This is a genomic window from Paraburkholderia sp. MM6662-R1 (genome assembly GCF_050436245.1).
Lineage (GTDB): Bacteria > Pseudomonadota > Gammaproteobacteria > Burkholderiales > Burkholderiaceae > Paraburkholderia > Paraburkholderia tuberum.
Window position 1 is genome coordinate 699,954 of record NZ_JBNDLV010000004.1, and the last position, 19,230, is coordinate 719,183.

General features: G+C 62.8%; 17 protein-coding genes. 6 read left to right on the plus strand and 11 right to left on the minus strand.

Annotated elements, in window-relative coordinates:
- Positions 1 to 202 precede the first annotated feature (202 nt).
- The gene (locus OKW39_RS33055; RefSeq protein ID WP_090807322.1) at positions 203 to 907 is read left to right on the plus strand and encodes a helix-turn-helix transcriptional regulator; all 705 of its coding nucleotides are present in this window, start codon (positions 203 to 205) and stop codon (positions 905 to 907) included.
- Here the strand turns inward: OKW39_RS33055 and OKW39_RS33060 are convergent.
- Entirely contained in the window at positions 891 to 1,208 is a 318-nt protein-coding gene (locus tag OKW39_RS33060) for a hypothetical protein (RefSeq protein WP_013092374.1), read from the minus strand. The two genes, OKW39_RS33055 and OKW39_RS33060, sit on opposite strands and share 17 nt — an antisense overlap.
- Positions 1,209 to 1,364: 156 nt before the next feature.
- Here OKW39_RS33060 and OKW39_RS33065 point away from each other — a divergent pair, with 156 nt between their 5' ends.
- Complete coding sequence (locus OKW39_RS33065) at positions 1,365 to 1,958, plus strand: acyl-homoserine-lactone synthase (protein WP_090807325.1); 594 nt, start codon at positions 1,365 to 1,367, stop codon at positions 1,956 to 1,958.
- A 55-nt stretch (positions 1,959 to 2,013) separates the two neighbouring features.
- Here OKW39_RS33065 and OKW39_RS33070 read toward each other — a convergent pair whose 3' ends face one another.
- Entirely contained in the window at positions 2,014 to 2,703 is a 690-nt protein-coding gene (locus OKW39_RS33070) for a FadR/GntR family transcriptional regulator (RefSeq protein ID WP_090807327.1), read from the minus strand.
- Between the two features lie 281 nt (positions 2,704 to 2,984).
- Between OKW39_RS33070 and OKW39_RS33075 the strand changes: the two genes are divergently transcribed.
- The 3 genes from OKW39_RS33075 (at position 2,985) to OKW39_RS33085 (ending at position 5,878) form a co-directional block, all read left to right on the plus strand.
- Positions 2,985 to 3,452: a universal stress protein gene (locus OKW39_RS33075; RefSeq protein ID WP_090807329.1), complete on the plus strand. Its 468-nt coding sequence runs from the start codon at positions 2,985 to 2,987 to the stop codon at positions 3,450 to 3,452.
- Positions 3,453 to 3,673: 221 nt separating this feature from the next.
- Entirely contained in the window at positions 3,674 to 4,441 is a 768-nt protein-coding gene (locus OKW39_RS33080; RefSeq protein ID WP_176079012.1) for a helix-turn-helix domain-containing protein, read from the plus strand.
- Positions 4,442 to 4,555: 114 nt separating this feature from the next.
- On the plus strand, positions 4,556 to 5,878 hold the full coding sequence (locus tag OKW39_RS33085) for an SUMF1/EgtB/PvdO family nonheme iron enzyme (protein ID WP_429564552.1): 1,323 nt from the start codon (positions 4,556 to 4,558) through the stop codon (positions 5,876 to 5,878).
- Between the two features lie 322 nt (positions 5,879 to 6,200).
- Here OKW39_RS33085 and OKW39_RS33090 read toward each other — a convergent pair whose 3' ends face one another.
- Positions 6,201 to 7,325 (minus strand): NAD(P)/FAD-dependent oxidoreductase, encoded by a 1,125-nt coding sequence (locus tag OKW39_RS33090; RefSeq protein WP_187613185.1) that lies wholly within the window; start codon positions 7,323 to 7,325, stop codon positions 6,201 to 6,203.
- Between the two features lie 465 nt (positions 7,326 to 7,790).
- Between OKW39_RS33090 and OKW39_RS33095 the strand changes: the two genes are divergently transcribed.
- Positions 7,791 to 8,507 (plus strand): TetR/AcrR family transcriptional regulator, encoded by a 717-nt coding sequence (locus OKW39_RS33095; protein WP_429564553.1) that lies wholly within the window; start codon positions 7,791 to 7,793, stop codon positions 8,505 to 8,507.
- Between the two features lie 36 nt (positions 8,508 to 8,543).
- Here the strand turns inward: OKW39_RS33095 and OKW39_RS33100 are convergent, their stop codons facing one another.
- The 8 genes from OKW39_RS33100 to OKW39_RS33135 all read right to left on the minus strand — a co-directional run bounded on the left by OKW39_RS33100 (position 8,544) and on the right by OKW39_RS33135 (position 18,907).
- On the minus strand, positions 8,544 to 9,248 hold the full coding sequence (locus OKW39_RS33100) for a carboxymuconolactone decarboxylase family protein (RefSeq protein ID WP_090807336.1): 705 nt from the start codon (positions 9,246 to 9,248) through the stop codon (positions 8,544 to 8,546).
- 36 nt (positions 9,249 to 9,284) lie between these two features.
- Complete coding sequence (locus OKW39_RS33105; protein WP_429564554.1) at positions 9,285 to 11,294, minus strand: acyl-CoA synthetase; 2,010 nt, start codon at positions 11,292 to 11,294, stop codon at positions 9,285 to 9,287.
- Positions 11,291 to 12,247 carry a fumarylacetoacetate hydrolase family protein gene (locus OKW39_RS33110; RefSeq protein WP_429564555.1) on the minus strand — a complete coding sequence of 319 codons (957 nt, stop codon included), beginning with the start codon at positions 12,245 to 12,247 and terminating at the stop codon, positions 11,291 to 11,293. The genes OKW39_RS33105 and OKW39_RS33110 overlap by 4 nt, the downstream gene beginning before the upstream one ends.
- 36 nt (positions 12,248 to 12,283) lie before the next feature.
- Positions 12,284 to 13,354, minus strand: coding sequence for a VOC family protein (locus OKW39_RS33115; RefSeq protein WP_184063243.1), 1,071 nt, complete (start codon positions 13,352 to 13,354; stop codon positions 12,284 to 12,286).
- A gap of 10 nt (positions 13,355 to 13,364) precedes the next feature.
- Positions 13,365 to 15,050, minus strand: coding sequence for a bifunctional 3-(3-hydroxy-phenyl)propionate/3-hydroxycinnamic acid hydroxylase (locus OKW39_RS33120; protein ID WP_429565471.1), 1,686 nt, complete (start codon positions 15,048 to 15,050; stop codon positions 13,365 to 13,367).
- 102 nt (positions 15,051 to 15,152) lie between these two features.
- Complete coding sequence (locus tag OKW39_RS33125) at positions 15,153 to 16,868, minus strand: sulfatase-like hydrolase/transferase (protein ID WP_429564556.1); 1,716 nt, start codon at positions 16,866 to 16,868, stop codon at positions 15,153 to 15,155.
- Between the two features lie 342 nt (positions 16,869 to 17,210).
- Complete coding sequence (locus tag OKW39_RS33130; RefSeq protein WP_090807349.1) at positions 17,211 to 18,308, minus strand: transporter; 1,098 nt, start codon at positions 18,306 to 18,308, stop codon at positions 17,211 to 17,213.
- Between the two features lie 272 nt (positions 18,309 to 18,580).
- On the minus strand, positions 18,581 to 18,907 hold the full coding sequence (locus OKW39_RS33135) for a hypothetical protein (RefSeq protein ID WP_143037216.1): 327 nt from the start codon (positions 18,905 to 18,907) through the stop codon (positions 18,581 to 18,583).
- Positions 18,908 to 19,230: the final 323 nt, after the last annotated feature.

Sequence of the window (19,230 nt, forward strand, 5' to 3'; positions counted from 1 at the left end):
GATAATAATAGGCGACGCCGGCGTTGCTATCACGTGGCGGCTATCGTTTACCCCGCGGCGCACCGGCGCATTACGTTCGAGTTTTTAGTGATAGATTATGCGGACCAAAAGAGCGGACCGAAGTTTGTCTGCCAATAACCGCGGACGGGATGTTTGCGAGCCTGAGAGAGCCAAAAAATTGCCGCTACACTTTATCGAGCAGATGGCACCGCTACTGGACGCCGCCGACGAGGCGGAATGGTTCGGCGTGATTACGGGCTTTGCCGAAACGTGGGGCTTCGACAAGATTCTGGTCGCGATGCTGCCGCGGCCAACCATGCGTCTCGAGGACGCTTACCTGCGCAGCACTTACGCACCGGCATGGCGCCAGACGTACGACGAGCAAGGCATGGTGCATATCGATCCGACGGTCGCACACTGCCTGTCACGCTCATCGCCGCTGGTCTGGACGCCCGAGATTTTCGCCAGCCCGGCGCAGCAATCCCTGTATGAGGAAGCTCGCTCGTACGGCCTGAGCGCGGGCGTGACGCTGCCAATTCATGGGCCGAATCAGGAAGCCGGCATGATGTGCTTCGTCAATGACGACAAGCCGTCAGACGGGTTCAGGCGCCATGTGAACGCCGCGTTGCCGAACCTCGTGCTGTTGCGCGACCTGGTGATCGACACCAGCAAACAGCATCTGAATTCACATGCGCAGACCTTGATGCCGAAGCTCACGCCGCGCGAGCGAGAATGTCTGAAATGGACCGCACGCGGCAAATCCACGTGGGAGATATCTCACATCCTGAGTTGCTCGGAAGCGGTGGTGAACTTCCATATGAAAAACATCAGGGCGAAATTCGGCGTGAATTCGCGGCGTGCGGCAGCCGTGATCGCGGCGCAGCTTGGGCTTATTGACCCGGGTTGAGCAGCGCGGCCGCGTCGCGGCTGTACATCACACGCTCGGCGCGACCCAGATCGGCGTCCGACACGGTCTTCATGAAGTACAGACCCAGCAGGATCGACACCGGCGCCGGGATCTCCGCGCCCGACTCGAAGCGGCTGCCGCGCGATTGCGTGACGCCAAAGCGAGCCCAGAAACGGCGCTGGCTCTCTTTTTTCTTCTTCCGATAGGCAATGATCAGAACGCGATCCACTGCCGAAGAGACCTCCGAAGGACGCGCCTGGAGGTGGGTTTGCGGTTGCCAGTGATTGTCGAGGAGTTCCATTTTGGACCCTTGTAGGTTGGGGGCGAAGACGTGTCTGAATTCTGATATACCCGATAAGCATCCACACCTATCCAGGTAGGTAGGTGGCGCAAAGATTCAGAATGCATAAGTTTTCCTGCGTATCTGGCAGCCCCCCAACGCGTACAGGAGAACGTCATGCAAACCACGATCCGAATTGGACTCCGGCAGGAATTCGACAACGAACTGATCAACGAGATGTACCGCTTGCGCGCCCGGGTCTTTCACGGCCGGCTCGGCTGGGAAATTCCGACCATCGCGGGAATGGAGATAGACGGCTACGACGCGCTCGGGCCGTACTACATGCTGATTCAGGGCGAAGACGAACGGCTGCGCGGCTGTTGGCGCCTGATGCCGACCGAAGGTCCGAACATGCTGAAAGACACCTTCCCGCAGCTACTGCATGGCGCGGCCGCGCCGGTCGGGCGACATATCTGGGAACTGAGCCGCTGGGCGATCGAAACCGGCGGTGAGGAACAGTCGTTTGGTTTCACGGATATGACAATCCGCGCAATTCAGGAAGTGATGCGCTTCGCGCAGCGCATGGGCATTACGCATTACGTCACGGTGACCACCACGCCGATTGAGCGCATGCTGCGCCGTGCCGGCCTCGACATCAGCCGGCTCGGGCCGCCGCTGCAGATTGGCATCGAGCGGGCCGTCGCGCTCGACGTCGCGGTGAGCGCGAAAACGCTGACCTCGCTGTTCGGGCCGGTCGCCGTCGCTGCTTGAGCCGCGCCGAAGCGCGGCCTGACAAAAGTCGCGACGCCTTCACCCGCGCGCGGACTCAGGAACCGAACATCCGTTCCAGCGCGTTCTCGAGATGCGCGCGCATTGCGGCCCCCGCGCCCGCCGCGTCCTTGCGGCGGATTGCGTCGAGCACCGCCATGTGTTCGGCCTGCACCAGCCGCTGCCGCTCCACCGTCTTGACGAGCGACAGATTGCGCGACAGGTTCATGCTGAACAGGATCTGCTCCTCGATGAACGACATCACCGTGATGAAAAACGGATTCTTCGACGCGCGCGCGACCGCCTGATGAAACAGGAAGTCATCCTTCGCGCCGATCCCCTGCGCCTCGATGATGCGCTCGAGCTCGTCCCACGCGTGCTGGATCGCGGCGATGTCGTCGGCGTCGGCCTTCAGCGCTGCCTGCGCGGCCGCGCCCGCCTCGGTCACGATGCGAAACTCATAGCAGCGGCGGATATCGGACAGCGTTTCGAGCGGCGCGAAGCGGCGTACGTCCGGATCGGGGCGCCGCGCGACGGTCGTGCCAGAGCCGTGCCGCGTCGAGATGATGCCGTCGGCCCGCAATCGCGCGAGCGCTTCGCGCACGGTCGGCCGGGACGTGGCGAAACGTTCCGCCAGCGCGTGCTCGGTCGGCAATCGCTCGCCTTCCTTGTACTCGCCTTCGAGGATGCGGTTGAGAATGTCGCCGTAGATCTGGTCGGGTAAGCCCTTGGTTTTTCGATCGTTCATCAGCGGACTGGCCAGCTTGTCTGAATATGGCTTGATTGTAAGGCCAACCCTGTTTCGGCTTCAGCAAAGTTTTACGGGTTGTAAGCATGCCAGGCTGCTTCGCGCACGCCGCCGGGTCCGCCATTTTGTCCGCGCCGCGCCGGAATATTTGGCAAATGTTTGATTTACATCCTGGTCCGGTGCATCTTTTCGGGCAATCATCTAAGCTTCATTGGTATAAAAGATCAATAAACCTGCCGCGGTTAGCAATGTGGCAGACGCATTTTTGACGCGGAGCCGATATGTACACACGCATCCTTGTAGCGGTCGACGGCAGCAATACCTCGCGCCGTGCGTTCGAAGCGGCGCTCGATCTCGCCAAATCGAATGGCGCGGTGTTGCGGCCATTTTATGTCGTCGAAAACACCCCGATGTACTTCGAGGCGCCCGGCTACGACCCGTCGATCCTGCGCAACCGCCTGATCGAGGAAGGCCAGGAGCTGCGTGCCGAGTTTTCGAAAGTGATGGCCGAGCAAGGTGTGAAGGGCGACCCGGCGGTCTCCGAGGCTTCGTCGCTCGGCGATGTCGCCGAGATCGTGCTGCAGGCCGCCGCCGAATTCAACGCCGACCTGCTCGTGATGGGCACGCACGGCCGGCGTGGCTTTCAGCGGCTGATTCTCGGCAGCGTCGCTGAACGCTGCGTGCGCCAGGCCACTCTTCCGGTTCTGCTGGTACCGTCCGCCGCGGGCACCGACAAGGAACCCGCCTGACTCTTTCATCAGGCGCAGGGCGGCACGCCACGCCCTGCCTTGCCGGAATCGAGCCACGCTACGCGTCGACGGGCGACGTCGATATAGGCCGCGGCGACTCACCTTCTCACCTTCGTCAGAGCACCGCCGTTGCTCGGACTGCCGAGCAGCGAACGCGTCACTTTGCCGCCAGTTGCGGGTCATAGCGGGTGGGACAATTTCACCACTACCAATAATCGAACATGCTGAATCCTACTGCTGTGACCCGTTCCTCGACCCGCTCCGCCGGCAACCGCGAGGCCGTGGCGGCACGCGCAGCCGCACGTACCGCCGCGCGCTGCTCCAGCTGTTCGATGCGTGAGATCTGCATGCCGCAGGGGCTGTCGGCGGAGGAACTGCCGAAGCTCGAAACGCTGATCTGTTCGGCGCGCTCGGTGCCGCGCGGCGAAGCGCTGTATCGCAGCGGCGACCGCTTCGACAATATCTACGCGGTGCGCTCCGGCTCGATGAAGACCGTGATGGTCCACCGCGACGGCCGCGAGCAGGTCACCGGGCTGCGTCTGGCCGGCGAGCCGCTCGGGCTCGACGGCATCAGCGCGGACCTCCATGCGTGCAGCGCCGTCGCGCTGGAAGACAGCACGGTGTGCATCGTTCCCTATAGCGCGCTGAAGCTGCTGTGTCGCGAAATCAGTTCGATCCAGGAGCGCATGCACAAGCTACTGGGCGCGCAGATCGTCAGCGAAGCCGCGCAGATGATGGTGCTCGGCTCGCTGTCCGCCGACGAACGCGTTGCCGCCTTCCTGCTGGACATGTCACAGCGCAATGCGCAGCGCGGCTACTCGTGGTCGGAGTTCAATCTGCGTATGACGCGCGAGGACATGGGCAGCTACCTCGGCATGACGCTTGAAACGGTCAGCCGTACCCTGTCAAGATTTCAAAAACGCGGCCTGATCGACACGCGGGGCAAACACATTCACATCGTCGATCTCCAAGGCTTGCGGCAAATCTAGCGGCCAGAGTGGCCTGGACGGTCGCGCTGTTAGTCTTGGCACGCCGCCTGCGAGCGGGTAGAGTTTTCAGACCGTCCCCCCACGGCAACCGTGTTGCATGGAGACCCGGCCCCAATGAATCGCGACCCTGTCCCGCATCATCCGCTCGTGCAGCGCCTGCTCGACGCGCGTCAAGTCACCGACGAACTGTTTGCGATCGTCAAACCCGACTACCTCTATGAACGGCCGATCCGCGAGCGTCACCGCGTCGTGTTCTACATCGGCCATCTCGAAGCGTTCGATCGCAATTTGCTCGACCAGCGTCTGTTCGATCTGCCGGCTTTCGCGCCGGAACTCGACCAGTTGTTCGCCTTCGGCATCGATCCGGTAGACGGCGGCTTTCCCACCGATCAACCCGGCGATTGGCCGTCGCTCGCCGCCGTGCGCGAGTACGCGACGCGCGCGCGCCGGCAGATCGACACCGCGCTCGACGAACTCGGCAGCCCGGCGCACGACGAGGCGGCCGTGCAGCTGCTGAACGTCGCGATCGAGCATCGGTTGATGCATGCGGAAACGCTCGCGTACATGCTCCATCAGTTGCCACTCGCGCAGAAGAACACCGCGTTGCGCGAGCCGGTGGTGACGAGCGATGAGCAGCGCGACGCGTTGTCGTCGATGGTTAGCGTGCCGGCCGGCACGACCGTGCTCGGCATGCCGCGCGAGGCCGGCCGCTTCGGCTGGGATAATGAGTTCGGCGAAATGAGCGTGGACGTGCCCGCGTTCGAGATCGATCGATACATGGTCACGAACGGTGCGTTCCTCGAGTTCATCGAAGACGGCGGTTATCGCGAGCCGAAGTGGTGGTCGCCGAAGGACTGGGCATGGAAGGAAGCGGAGCGCATCGAGCATCCCGCTGGCTGGTCGCAACGCACGGCGCAAGACGGTCGCCCCGCATGGACGCTGCGCACGATGTTCGACGACGTGCCCTTGCCGCTCGACTGGCCCGTCTACGTGAGCCACGCCGAAGCGAGCGCCTACGCGCGCTGGGCCGGCAAAACCCTGCCGACCGAGGCGCAATGGCAACGCGCGGCGCACGGTGCACCGCAAGCGGCATCGGGGAACTTCGATTTCCGCAGTTGGGATCCACGGCCCGTCGACGCGCATCCGGACAACGTCAGCACGTTCGGCGCGGAAGGTCAGTTCGGCAACGGCTGGGAATGGACCTCGACGCTTTTCGAAGCGCTGCCGGGCTTCGAAGCGTTTCCGTTCTATCCCGGCTATTCGGCCAACTTCTTCGATGGGCAGCACTACGTGCTGAAGGGCGGCTCGGCGCGTACCGCGCTGTGCATGCTGCGGCCGGAATTTCGCAACTGGTTTCAGCCGCATTATCAGTATGTGTATGCGGGGTTTCGGTGTGTGCGGGTGAGCATGGCGAGAGCTTTGAATGCGAATTTCTAACTCATGACATTGGCGCCTTGCTGGCGGATTAGCATGCCACGCGCTGCATAGTGTCATTATCGTCACGGTGACGACTATGTCACTACGTGGATTCCCCAACAGCGGCCGAGCGCGTCAGAGGTTGCTGCGCCGGCTGCTGACGAAGTGTTGCTGGCCACGGCATCCGGACGGCGGGCCTGCGTACAGGCGGCGCAAGCCTGCCTTGCCGCCATGCCCGGCGGACTTCGCAACGATGCGGCGTCAAGTGTTACCAGTCCCGGAATCAGCTCCGCGCACTTCCCGCCGCAGACCGCTGGTAGCGACGGTGGCCCGCCGGCCGTCCTTAGCCCTGGACAAGCCCGAGCGCCTTGCGAAATTTCGGAACAAGCATGTGCGCCGATTTCGCCATCCTGTTGACCCACGGCGTTGTCACCAAGCCAAGCACCGGCAGATGCGCGACGCCCTCGCGACTACCGAGAGTCACCACCATGGTCGGGACGTTGGTCTTCGGACGATAGACCTTCAGCGGTCCGGCTCCGCCCGACAGTACCGCACGGATATTAGATTCGGCGACGATGACTTGCCCGTGGATATGCCAAGCCATCTTGTTCTCCGCCAGATCGGTGATGTCGCCCAGTGCGAAGACGCGATCCTCGTCAGCCACGCGCAGGTGGCCGTCGACGCGGATGCGCCCCATTGAATCGAGCAGATGCCCGAACTGAGAGCGCATGAAGTCGGTGTTGGGCCGCCCGCCGATGCACGAGATCAGGAGGTCATACCGGATCGACCGTCCACGGTTCGTCAGCGCCTCCCCGGCGGGTGCGAGAGTCTCGTGTAACGGCGCAGCGCCATCGGCAAGGCGCTCATCAGTCACGATCGTCACCCCGCGCGCCGCGAGAACTCCTCGGGCATGCTCGGACAGTCGCAAAGACGTTCCGCCAAGGATTCGTGCACCTGCCTCGATGACCGTGACGCGCTTTTGCGGGAAGGCTTCGCTGATCTCGCCCGCCACTTCGATTCCGATGGGGCCGCCGCCGACGATAAGGATCCTGTCCGCGGCCAGCAACCTCGCATGAAAGCGACGATAGAACGCTTTGCGCTCGTCCATCGTCTCGCCCTCCGATCGCATCAGCGAACTGGAGAAACGACTGCCCGTCGCAAGCACGGAAACATCGGCGCGCACCAGGCTCCTCAGGCCGTCCGCGTCGGCAATCCTGCCCCCGTTCGCGGTCCATTCGACAAGCCGCGCTCGGACGCGCGTGACGTTTGGCAACGCGACGGCGAACGGGATCATCGCGGGTTCGGCAAATTCAGGATCGACGAGGCTTCGCGGCACCGACATCGGTACTTCGAAGTAGTCGAGCGGATCGATCAGCGTGACATTGAAGTCTTTGCTCAGGCGCCGCGCGAGCAATGCACCGCCGATTCCGCCGCCATAGATCGCAATGGTCTTGCATGAGCCTGCCATAGGAAATCCTTCCGAGCGTCAATTAGCCTTCAATGCAAACGCGCGCTCGATGGCGTCGCTCGATGGCGGCTGAACTAACCGTTGCAGGTGGGAAGACAAGGAGCTCACAGGATGGGAGCAGGCCTGCTTCCTCCGCAGCGCACTGTTCGACCGACATGGCGAACAGTGCGCGCTCATATAATAACATATATGTCACAATGACAATACTGACACCCATACCTATTCGACAATGCATCCGGAACGCTGCTACTCCAGTGCCGTCGCCTCCGGTTGGGCGCCTGGCTGTTGAAAAAAACGCGCCTCGCGCTGGTCCGAGCCCGACGTATGAATGACGTCAACGGCACGTCATGCGGCCCGTGCCATCGTGGCGGGGTTGGCGTGGTTTTCGCGCGTGTCCGAGTGATCTTGTAGTCATCATGACAGGATCGTCGTTTGATCGAGTACGGACAGCGTACAATCGTGTGAATGAAAACCCTTGACCATCGCCCACGCGTCGCAGCAGAGCGCCGAGAGCGCATGCGGGCGCGCTTGCTGAAGAGCGCACTTCGTCTCGTGGCGGAGAAAGGCCCCGCATCGACGTCGATCGATGATGTGATCTCTGCCGCGGGAGTCTCCCGGGGAACGTTCTACAAATACTTTGCCTCTCCGGAAGCGCTGATCCGGGAACTGGCCGGGACGGTCGCAAACGAGCTGATTGCTTTCGCCGAGCCGGTCGTCCTGCAATCCGAAGACCCGGCTGAACGAATCGCCTGCGGCATTCGTCTGGTGTCGCGACTCGCTCTGCACTACCCGGTCGTTGCCAGCTTCCTCGTGCGCGTGAGCTGGCCCGATGCGCAAGGACCGGGGCTTCTGCTCGATTTCGCGCGACGGGATCTGGCCAACGGGATACGAACAAACCGCTTCAGGCCAATGCCGCTTGCGCTGGCGCTCAACGTTGTCGCCGGCGCCGTCCTCGGCGCAACGCATTCGATGTTGCAGCCGGGCTGCGATCCGGATTTCGCCGAACAAAGTGCAGCCGCAGCCCTTCGCGCGCTCGGCCTGCCGGGCAAAACTGCCGATCGGCTAGCGACACGAGCGCTCCCAACGCTCGCGAGTTTCCCAACGGGCCTGATGTCAGAGGTGCTCAACCAACCGGCCACTGCGAAGGAGAACACCGTCAGGAGGCGCGGCGTGACAGCCTGAAGCCACTGACGGGGTGTCAGCGCTGCCGCCCCGCGTTCATTGGGCTCGCGCCGATCGCGCGCTTTGGGCTCGGTCATCGTTCACGGGGCCGCCAATACCGGCGGCGAGGACGCGCTTGTCAAGCGATTCTTCCACCTGGATCCCCAGTGAATTGAGCACAGACGCCAACATCTCGTAGTGGCCGATCAACATGCAGAGTTCAATCAGCTTCTTGTCGTCGTACTGCTCGGCAAGTTGCCTCCACGTCGCATCGGCAATGACCCGGTCATGATGGATTTCATCCGCCGCTCTGAGCACGGCCGCGTGGTGTGCGCTCCATGCGGGCGAATCAGGGCCTTCGGCGACTCTCGCGATGTCGGTCGGGCTCAAGCCGGCGCCCAGCCCGATGCTGACATGCTGAAACCACTCGTATTTGCTTCGGCAGTTCCACGCAACGCGCAAGATGGCCAGTTCACAGTCAATGCGGCTCAGCGTCCCGTAAGGCATCAGCGTCGAGGCGAACTTCCGCCAGGGACGGATGAGCCGCCGGTGCCGCATCAACGTCAAGAAGAGATTGGGTGCATTGACGCGTGCGCGTTTTCCCAAGATCCTCAACATCACGCGCGGAATCAACGGGAGTTGGTCCCGGCGCAGTGGGCTCAACCGAGGTGCGCGCAGGCTTCTCCACCCAAGGGGCGGCTCCAATGCTTTCTTTCCCGCAGAAGTCATGGCTAGAAATGCCTCCAAAAGGTCTTCGTTCATATCACCACAAACCTGTATAGCTTCCTGTCGACCCGACTATTGGCCGCCCTCATTGTCCGCGCCTGCCGTCTTCCTGTTGCCCACCCGCACCGCCTCTGCGGCTGCCGCGATCGAGAAGGGAAACGGGAACCGCCCCACTACCGCACTGGCCCTCGCTTCAAGCGCAGCTTCCGGAAGTTCGATATGCAGGGAGATGCCGCTCGACTTGTTCTCGTCGACGCTCACGCGGGCGCCCGCAATGCCGGCTTCGACGAGCGCCGAGCGTAGCGCGTCGGCCGTTTCGCGCCGCTTCAGCTCCGGCTTGAATATCTTGCCGACGGCAGTGAGCGGCATCGCATCCACGATCCGGATCTGCTTGGGCAGTGCGGCCCGCTCGCTGATCTCGCGGCGCACGAACTCCGCCAGTTCCTGCTCGGTGGCGCTTGCGCCGGGCTTGAGCTGGACGTAAGCCACCGGCAACTCTCCGGCGTGCGCGTCGGGCCGCCCGATCGCCGCGGCGATCTGGACTGCGGGGTGGCGGTGAAGCGGTTCCTCGATCGTCGCGGGATCGATGTTGTGGCCGCCCCGAATGATCAAGTCCTTCTTGCGGCCGGTGAGCCGGAAATAGCCGTCGGCATCGCAGCACCCCAGGTCTCCCGTATTGAGCCAGCGCTTGCCATCGCCCAGATCCAGCCAGAGCCCCCTGTTCTGCTCGGGCTGCGCATAACCGGCAAAGACGTTCGGGCCGGAGATCACGAGAATCCCGGCTTCGTTCGCGACGCAGTCGCGGACATATCGGCCGGTGTCGTCGACGATGACGGCCTTCATCGCCTGCCCTGGAATACGCAGCCCGATCGACCCCAGCCGGCGGTCTCCGAGCGGCGGATTGACGCTGCTCACGCAAACCCCCTCGGTGAGCCCGTAGCCCTCGAGAATCCTGATGCCCGTGCGCGCCTGGAAGACACGGAACACCTCGACCGGCATCGGCGCCGCGCCGCACAGGCCGTATTCGAGCGAACCGATATCGCGACCGCCCACGGGAACGTCGAGCAACGACGCGTAGAGCGTAGGGACACCGCTGAAAAAGTTGATGCGGTGGTGTTCGACGATTTCCCAGAAACGCTTGACGACGCCTTCGCCGCGATAACCCTGCGGTGTACCGAGCACCACGTGTGCGCCCCGCGAGAACGGCACGAGCCCCGTCGCCAGAACGGCATTGACATGAAAGAGCGGCAGCCCGCAGAACACCGTCTTGCCCGGGCCGATGCTGTCGCCGAACAATTGGCCGACGCTCCAGGCGTTGGCGACCTCATTGCGGTGGCGGCGCATGGCGATCTTCGGCAACCCGGTGGTGCCGCCGGTACAAAAATAGGAGGACGACTCGTGGGCGCTGAAGCGGCGCCGGCTGTCCAGTGCGGCCCCGGACTCCCGGGCGATCGCACTGCCGAAATCATGGATCGCGACGTGCGAAGGAACGGCGCTGCGAACACCGCCGCCGCCATGCAGCCTCGAACACTCACGGCGTTGCAGGAACCGGGCCGCGAGCCGCTTCGGGCCTCGCACGCGGTCTGCGAGATTGATGAGCACCAGATGCTGCAGGGAGTTCACCCGGTCAAGGACGGCCTGCACTTTAGGCCAAAGGTCGGTCCCCGGGAACGGGGCCAGCGTCACGAGCACCTTGGCCCCCGATGCATTGAGCAGGTCGGCAATGGCAGTGCCCTCCAGCAGGGGATTGATGGCGCAGACGATGCCGGCCGCCTCCCCGCCCCAGATGACAAAATGGGTTTCCGGCAGATTCGGCAGCACATAGGCCACCACGGAGTCGCTGCGCACGCCCAGGCGCGCAAACAGATTCGCGGTTCGAGTGATGTCACGGAGGAGCTCCCGGTAGGTCCAGCACTCCGCCTTCCGGTGATCGTCGGCACGCAGAAAGAACGAGAGCGCGGGCGCTGACGGATCGACGGCCGCACCGCGGCAGATCATCTCGTAGGTGCTCGCGGGCAGATCCGCCGGCACTCCTTGCGCTTCGATCGCAAGGACGTCCGCCTGGCTTGCGATCCCTTTCATGCCGCGTCTCCGACGATGCGATTGCGCTGCACGCCGAGATCGATCAGACCGTCGGGGCTGGCGATACGCGCTTCGACGAGGTCGCCGGCCTTCAGATACTGACTCCTGCCCGCTTGTACATTCATGAACATCCTCCACTTGACTGCTTCAGGCAGCAGTGCGGCAATCTTCTGTTTGCCCGGGGACGGAACGCTGAGCGCACAGCCGGACGGCGTGCCCGTCGAGAGCAGGTCGCCGACATACAGGTCATGCACACCCGACAGCTCGGTCAGCGTCTCGGCGGGACCATAGACGAGGTTGGCCGTCGAGTCTTTCTGGCGTACGGCGCCGTTGACGGTCAGCGTCAGATCGAGTCGTCGCAGCGTCGGGATGTCGCGCGGCTCGAGCAGACACAGGTAAGGGCCGACCGGGCCGAAAGTGCGGTAGCTCTTGCCTTTATAGAACTGCATCTGCGGGATCTGGATGTCGCGGGCCGAGTAGTCGTTCACGATCACCGCGCCTGCGATGTACTCGTGCAGATTCGCATCGGTGATCGGCTGACGGGACGTGATGTCGCGCTTCATCACCAGACCCAGTTCGATCTCGTAGTCGAGAAAGCGCACCTCCTGGGGCCGCACGACGGGCGAGTCGGCCGGGACGACACAGCTCGTCGCCTTCGTGAAGATCATGTTGAACGTCTTCGCATCCGGGTCCATGCCCGATTCGATCATGTGCTGGCGGTAGTTCGCGCCTTGACAGACGAACTGCTGATTACGCGTGACGGGCGAGAGCCACTCCACTTCGGACTCGGGAATCGCCGGCCCGGTCAACGCGGACAGCGTCTCGATAGGGTTCACGCGGATGAAGTCGGCCGTCGTCTCGAACTCGCCCGGAATCGGCGTGACGATGCCCTTGCGGACGACGCCCCACTGGGCGCGGCCTTGATGCTTGTAATGCAGAACGTGCAGTGACATAAATACGCCTCGAATGGCTTTGCAAAATGGCTCGCGTCAGGCGAACAGCTTGGCGAGCGTTTTCAGCTTCTCCACCGTCACGTCGGGACTGTGCCGGAGGTTGCGGATGAGCGCTGCCACACTGGCCGGCGTGAACCTGGGTTTGGTGAAGCTGCGCGGCATGGTCGGCCCCCACTGCGACATCGCTTCGCGGCTGACGGCATGCACCCCCAACGGTGCGTCTTCGGTGAACAGGTCGCCGTCGCAGTAGTGCTCGTGCTTGTCGCCCCACGGGTCCTGCCAATAGTCGAACACCTGGCTGCCGAGGATGTGTCGCCCGATACCCCAGGCGTGCGTCCAGCCTTGCTCGCGCAGCACGCGTTGTCCCATCCCGACCGCATCGGCGTCCACCACCTCGTATGCGCTATGGCTGTAGAGCGGTGCGAAGCCTTGGGCCAACGCGAGCGAGTGGTGGTCCGCGGGCGTGGTGCCGAGATCGAGCCGCATGAAGGTGACCGCGGGCGAGCCGTCAGGAAGCACCTGCACGTCGCTTGGGATGAACCCGAAGTGCTGCGTGTACCACGCGCAGGTCTGCTGAAAGTCGGCCAGTTCGAGCACGACGTGCCCGAGGCGGATGACGTCCGGCGCCCCCACCGGCGGGCGCTGCGTCCCGTTGATGCGCACTGCGGCGTCCACGGAGTTCAACGGCAGCGGCGGCCGATGAGGTAGCGCTGACGCCGGCGCCTGGCCGAATATTGCGTCGACGCGGAAACCCGACGGATCGACCAGGCCCACACGGTAGCCGCCGCCTGGCCACTTCGACGACTCCACGTCCGATGCACCGGGCACGCGCGAAAGCGCCTCAAGATCGGCCCTGCTGTTCACGCGCAAGCCGAAGCCGACGAAACGGGCCTTCGCCGCCTTGCGAGCCACGTAGCAGAAAGGCGCGGCTCCGGTGCCCCGCAGGAACATCCGTTCGCTGTCGCGCGACACGGTACGAAGCCCGAAGTCGTTCAAAAACTGCTCGGCTTTTGCGAGGTCGGGGCGATCAAAAATCAGGTACGCCAGCGCCGACGCTTTCGTCGTCGGGCGCGGATGGCGAGCCGGTTGTACAGTGGTCAGGTTCATGGGGGAAGCCTCAGGCGGAGGGTACGGTAAGTGCGACAGAGGGCGCAGGCGCGCCGACGGGGGCGCTGATCGGCGCGCCAAGCAAGGCCAGGCTCTCGCGCACCAGCCGGCTCGCTTCGGTCGCCGGTCCGTCGTGGAGGATCGTCCGGTCAGGGCGGATCACGGCGGCCCAGCCGACCGATACGACGCGAGGAAGGAAGACGCCGTCCAGGTCCTCCCAGCTGCCGCCTGGCGCAAGATGCAGCCGCTGCCCGCGATGCGCGATCTGAACGACAGTGCCGCCGGCAGCGGCAAACGCGGTGGCCGTCTCGTTATCGAGCGCAGCGCCCGCGTCGCTGCCGAACCCGATCAGGGTGAGGCCCTTGCCGAGTACGTTGTCGCTCAGGCAGGTTGTGCCGTCGCAACCGCGCACCCAGCCCTGAGCAATGACGGCGCCGCGCACCAGCCTGGTCCGTGTCCGGCCCTTGACGAAGAGCCCGCGCGAACAGGCGTTCTTCGGCTTGAGGCCCAGTTCTTCGAAATGCGCGCGCAGCTGTGGCACGAGCCGCACCATACGCATCAAGCCGTGTGTGAACAGCGCGAGACCGCCATTGCGCGGCATCACCAATTTCCCCATCAACTTCGCGAAATTGATCATCGCCTTCACATGGGGACGCCGTTCCTGATCGTAGGTCTCGAGAATCTGCGCAGCGGCGCGCCCGCGAATGACCCAGGCGAGCTTCCAGGACAGATTGGCTGCATCGCGCAGCCCGGCGACCAGTCCCTGCCCGACGAATGGCGGCGTGATGTGCGCGGCATCGCCCGCCAGGAAAACGCGTCCCTGGCTGAACGCGTTCACCGTCCTGGCGTGAAAGCGGTAAACAGCCTTGCGCTCGATGACCATGTCGTCAACGTTGCCCCACGGAGCGAGCAGCTCGCGAATGCGCGCCTCGGACTCCATGTCCTCGCGCGTCTCCCCGGGCCGCAGCATGAATTCCCAGCGCTCACGCCCGCCGGGTGCGGGCATATGCGGAGTCGGCCGCCGGTGATCGCAATTGAACTCGACATGGTCGATCGGGCGTGGGACGTTGCGGGCATCGACGATCAGCCAGTCCTCGACGAAGGTCTTGCCTTTGAACTCCTGCCCGATCAGTTGGCGCACGAGCGAGCTGGCACCATCTGCGCCGACCAGGTAGCCGGCCTGGACCGAATGCGTACGCCCCTGACCCAGGTCCAGCGACGCGACGACAAACTCTTGCCCTGCCTGGAATCCGCTGAGCGAAACCCCGAGGGCGGTCTGCACGTGGCCACACCCCGCCAGCCGGCTGCGCAGGCACCGCTCGAGGTCCGGCTGATAGAACGTCACGAGCTTCGGGTGACCGTCCAGGCTACCCAGCGTGTTGGCCTTGCCGAACTCGCCCAGCGCCGGCGAGCGCATCCGCACATAGGGTATGGCCAGCGTCTCGAAATCGCCTTCGGCCACGCCCGCCAGTTGCAAGATACGCAGTGCCTCGTTGTCCAGCGCGATGGCCCGCGGCGCCATGAAGATGTCGGTTGCCTTGTCGATGACCAGGACCTGCACGCCATGACTCGCGAGCAAATTGGCTAGCGCGGCGCCTACTGGCCCAAAGCCGACGACCAGCACGTCGACGACCGACGGCAGCGCTCCGACTGTCCCCCGCAACGGATCAACGCACCCACCGGGCCGAGCGCTCATCTGCGCAATTGTTTCCACTAGGAACTCCGCTTATCCGTTTCGCCGGTTCCGACCGGCTCTTTGTGACATTAATCACCCTGACGGGGCACTCGGTTGTGGATGTCAACCTACGTTCCACAGCAGCTGGGGACCAGGCAGCATTTGCGCACGATCCTCGCCGATCTCCCGGGCAATCAATTCGTTGCACAACATGGCCATTTTCCAAAGCAGCGCCTCGTTTCCCGGCGAGGCGGCCAGATTGGTCTGCTCCAGCGGGTCGGCCCTGGTGTCGTACAGCTCCAGATCGTTGAATCGCACGAGGTCGGCAAACGAGCCCGGCACATTGTGTTCAGTAGGCCGAAAGTAGCGGGCAAACTTGTACCGGCCGTCGAACACGCCGCGCATTCCGCTTCTCGTTTTCATGCCTTCCAGGAGCAGACCCTTGGTCATCAAAAGTGTCCTCGACAGGGCGCTGTGCGCCGAGGTCACCTCCTGGATCGCCTGGGGGGGCACGCCGTAGATGCGGCTGTCCCACTGATACAGAACCCCTTTGCGGCCACTGCCCGTCGTCCCGCGGTCGCTGGCATGGATTGCCTCCGACAAGTCCACTCCCTGCAGCTGCGGATACGCCGCACGGCGCTCGCCTTCGCTGATTCCGGCGAAGGCAAGGAGCGTGGGCGCGATGTCGATGTGACTGGCAAGGGCAGCGGTGTCCCCGCCAGCGGGCATATCGGGATGCCAGACTGCGAACGGCACGGAGCAGTTCTCGCGGTAGACGACGTTGCCTTTGCCACGCAGCCCGTGCGCCCCGCTCAGCTCGCCGTGATCGCTCACAAAGACGACCACTGTGTCGTTCCACCCTCCGGAGGCATCCAGCGCGTCATAAACGATGCCGATGTTGCGATCCACGTCTCGCAGGCAGTTGAAGTAGTAATTCTGGTAGTTCCGCCAGGCGTCGCGATCATCGAGCGGAATGCGTCCGAGCCCCATGTCATAGTCCAACTCGAAGAGCTTGTGCGCAGACACCCGCCCACTGTCGGCATCCTTGCCGAAATTGGCTGGCAGGTCGAAGCCGAGGTTCTGCCGAAAGAGCGGATCGTCGGGCGCGGGCTTGAGCGACACGCCGCCGATCGGCAGCTGGACATAGGTCTCGAACTGGCGCTGCGTCGCCAGGAAATACATGATGTCGTGCGGGTTGACGAAGTTGACGGCCGCAAACCACGGTTGGCGGGCGTTTCGTCGGCTGCCGATGAACTGCGCGGCCTTCTCCGCGATGCCGCGATCAGCATCGAACCCGGCGAGGGCGCCGTCGAATTCTCGATCCTGGTCGCTGATGGCGAAACCATAGCTGGCCAATAGGGCCCGCATCCGATCGGTTCCGACCGGCTGGGAGGGCAGGTGGCTCAGATGCCACTTCCCGAAATAGGCGGTTTCGTAACCGGCATCCTGCAACATCGTGCCGAGCGTGGGAACCCACTCATAGAGGTCGTGCGCAAATGGAACAGGCACGTTCTCGTAGACACCGTTGTATTGATAGTGAAGTCCAGTGTAAATGTTCCCGCGCGCCATCGAGCAAAGGCCGGTTACTCCGTTCATGCCCGAGAATCTCATCGCGCGTTCATACAGCCGATCTCGATGAGGTAGATGGAGGCCTTGGGGAAGCAATGAACCGTGTCTCTCCTGGTCGGTGACAACCAGCAAAATGTTCGGCTGCCGGGCGCGGCGCGCACCAAAGTGAGCGCGCGGACGCTTAGCTTTGCCCAAAGCACGGGCACCTATCATTGCGCCGGCAACCGCAATGCCGGCGCCTATCAATAGTTGTCTTCGATGCAGATTCATGACGTCCTCGGTGCTACTGGAAATATATTCGAAAGCTGTTGTCGGAATTTACGAACGGCGCGGCGTCTGCGCGCGGGATCAGGTTCGTGTTGACATTCACGGCCGGGTCGAGCGTATCGAGCGAGCGCAGCATCGTGCCCCTATATAAAAATGACGATATTGCCATCATGACACAAATGTCGTTTGTACCTTGCAGGCAAAGACCGATGGACATCTCGTTTGACCGCGAGCACGCTGGCGGGTAGCCGGGCTTCTCGCTGAGTCCTCGCCGATACGGGCGCGCAGACAGCCGCACGGGCAAGTCACGTTAGTCCCGTTTGAGATCCCTATCGCTACTCGCTGTCAAAAGACCTTGATCAGCCGTATTTGACTGAAGCTGCCTGCCCTTGCATTACGTGACCTGACCGTCGCCATGTACTGAAACGTCAGCGCAGCATTCAGGACCGGCACTTTGGTGGTAAAGAACCCACCGGCATTCAGCGTTTGATACCGACTCGAACCCCAAGGGTTGTTGGAATCGTCCTGAACCTGCTGAACGAAGACGGTATGTAGCCCGAATACTCCGATGAAAGTCTTGTATGCTGCCGCCCCTTCCAGACCCACCCAATTGCCGCTGCGCACGTTGTCGTCCCGATTCCTGGTGTTGAAACCCATGCTCAGCTTTACTGCGAGCGCAGTCTTCGGGGTCGGTAGGTACGCCACCTCGACAGCCGGCCGCACCGTGTAGAAATTGCCGAAGCCGATGTCTGGGGCAGACGGGTTGGACGCGTTATACTGGCCCGTCGGCAGCACAAGTGAAGCGCCTGCCACAACACGAAGCTGCTCGGCGGTATAGAGCCAGCCAGCCTGCAATTCAAGGTCGCCGATCCCCGACACGTCGCCGGATGCACTTGCTCCCTGGCTAGCAAGGTTGCCTTGATATGATGCGCCGAACTGGGTCGCCACAGCGCTTTGCGTTGCGGCCGGAACCGCCGGATTCCACTGCAGAGCGGGCGTTGAAGCGTTGACTTGAGTCGTCTTTGTCTGGGTGCCGTACGGCAGGAGGCCACTGAAAACCAGGTGACCGCCGCCGTAGGTGCCGCTAGTGATATAGCCCAAGGCGAGGTCGAAGAGTTTGAACGTGCCTGTGGAGTCGACCTGGGCAGTGCTGGGGCCATAGGAGGGATACAGCGCCGCAGGCTTCGGCGCGGGCAGGGGCACGGTTCCGCCCGGAATGGAGGCTGTGAGCGTATTACCGTCGTTGCCGGTCACTTTCTGAATGTCCATGTAGGTCGCGGCAACACCGACGGCAAGCCCTGTGGTATCGGGGGGCGTGAACATTTCACCACCAATGCTGCCGGCAATGTTGTACCTCACGTCGAAATCTTCCCCTGCATGCGCAACCATAGCGGTAAGGCTGCTTACCGCCGCCAAGCCAAGATAAATGGAACGATGCAACATCTGTGTCTCCTCCTCTTTGTTGTAGAACTACGGCAACCGGTGGCCCACCGGAGCCATCCATCGGCTCCGGAAAACATGTGTTTCTCGTGGTTGTAAGAAGCGTGGCGGGCGCGTTAGCTGGGCAACCAAGTGCTCTGGACCAGCGTTTCTACAGGCCAGTGCGTGATGAAAGCTCTGGAAGCCGCTGGGATGAATGCTCCGCAAACCGCCTTTAGGGGTACGTGGCTGACCTCGATGTTGCGCATGGCGTTCTCGCTCGCACCGAGCGGGACTCAATGAACCGGTCTTGCAATCGGTCGCATGAACTGAGCGGCAACAGCAGCCCGGGCAAGGTTGCATATCTGGTTAGCCGCATCGTGTTCGCCATGATTTTCTCCAGCAGCGGTGGGCGATGCCGCGCACGATAGGTTGTCGGGCCTTCGTTCGGCGCAAGCCTGCCCGCACCGATAGGGGATATGACCCACACAAGCCGGGCGACCGTTCCAATATTCAATTTCGATGGTGAGCACGCAGTCATGTCTGCGCAATTGGACGTTGCCGTGAAATCCGATCCCCGAAGTCGCGCGGGCGCGGGGCAACACATTCAGGTATCGGTTCATGGCTGTCTCCCGTCGGCCGGCATTTGTGTTGCATGCGGCATGCGCGTCGCCCATCGCACGACGCAATGATCGTTTATGCGGTTCACATGGTGACAGTATCGTCATCATGACAACACTGTCGTTTACACCTACGCAGCAGGGGTAGCACGTGGTTTGGGAAAATCGCGCTGACCGTGCATGTATGGACCCGATGCCTTTTGCAGGCTTCTTTTTCGGAATGCCGAAGCGGTCTGCATGCGTGTATCCCGCTTGTCCGATGGGTGCTTGCCGAAGCACGCCCGCAGCCGCGATGAGATCCGCGCACTCTTTTCAAATCGGTGCGG

Excerpts from the sequence above, each read along its gene's own strand:
- OKW39_RS33055 (WP_090807322.1), top strand. The coding sequence starts at position 203 with ATGGCACCGCTACTGGACGCCGCCGACGAGGCGGAATGGTTCGGCGTG.
- OKW39_RS33090 (WP_187613185.1), bottom strand. The coding sequence starts at position 7,325 with ATGGCAGGCTCATGCAAGACCATTGCGATCTATGGCGGCGGAATCGGC.
- OKW39_RS33075 (WP_090807329.1), top strand. The coding sequence starts at position 2,985 with ATGTACACACGCATCCTTGTAGCGGTCGACGGCAGCAATACCTCGCGC.
- OKW39_RS33095 (WP_429564553.1), top strand. The coding sequence starts at position 7,791 with ATGAAAACCCTTGACCATCGCCCACGCGTCGCAGCAGAGCGCCGAGAG.
- OKW39_RS33070 (WP_090807327.1), bottom strand. The coding sequence starts at position 2,703 with ATGAACGATCGAAAAACCAAGGGCTTACCCGACCAGATCTACGGCGAC.
- OKW39_RS33120 (WP_429565471.1), bottom strand. The coding sequence starts at position 15,050 with ATGAGCGCTCGGCCCGGTGGGTGCGTTGATCCGTTGCGGGGGACAGTC.
- OKW39_RS33110 (WP_429564555.1), bottom strand. The coding sequence starts at position 12,247 with ATGTCACTGCACGTTCTGCATTACAAGCATCAAGGCCGCGCCCAGTGG.
- OKW39_RS33080 (WP_176079012.1), top strand. The coding sequence starts at position 3,674 with ATGCTGAATCCTACTGCTGTGACCCGTTCCTCGACCCGCTCCGCCGGC.
- OKW39_RS33060 (WP_013092374.1), bottom strand. The coding sequence starts at position 1,208 with ATGGAACTCCTCGACAATCACTGGCAACCGCAAACCCACCTCCAGGCG.
- OKW39_RS33125 (WP_429564556.1), bottom strand. The coding sequence starts at position 16,868 with ATGAATCTGCATCGAAGACAACTATTGATAGGCGCCGGCATTGCGGTT.
- OKW39_RS33085 (WP_429564552.1), top strand. The coding sequence starts at position 4,556 with ATGAATCGCGACCCTGTCCCGCATCATCCGCTCGTGCAGCGCCTGCTC.
- OKW39_RS33100 (WP_090807336.1), bottom strand. The coding sequence starts at position 9,248 with ATGAACGAAGACCTTTTGGAGGCATTTCTAGCCATGACTTCTGCGGGA.
- OKW39_RS33105 (WP_429564554.1), bottom strand. The coding sequence starts at position 11,294 with ATGAAAGGGATCGCAAGCCAGGCGGACGTCCTTGCGATCGAAGCGCAA.
- OKW39_RS33130 (WP_090807349.1), bottom strand. The coding sequence starts at position 18,308 with ATGTTGCATCGTTCCATTTATCTTGGCTTGGCGGCGGTAAGCAGCCTT.
- OKW39_RS33135 (WP_143037216.1), bottom strand. The coding sequence starts at position 18,907 with ATGAACCGATACCTGAATGTGTTGCCCCGCGCCCGCGCGACTTCGGGG.
- OKW39_RS33115 (WP_184063243.1), bottom strand. The coding sequence starts at position 13,354 with ATGAACCTGACCACTGTACAACCGGCTCGCCATCCGCGCCCGACGACG.
- OKW39_RS33065 (WP_090807325.1), top strand. The coding sequence starts at position 1,365 with ATGCAAACCACGATCCGAATTGGACTCCGGCAGGAATTCGACAACGAA.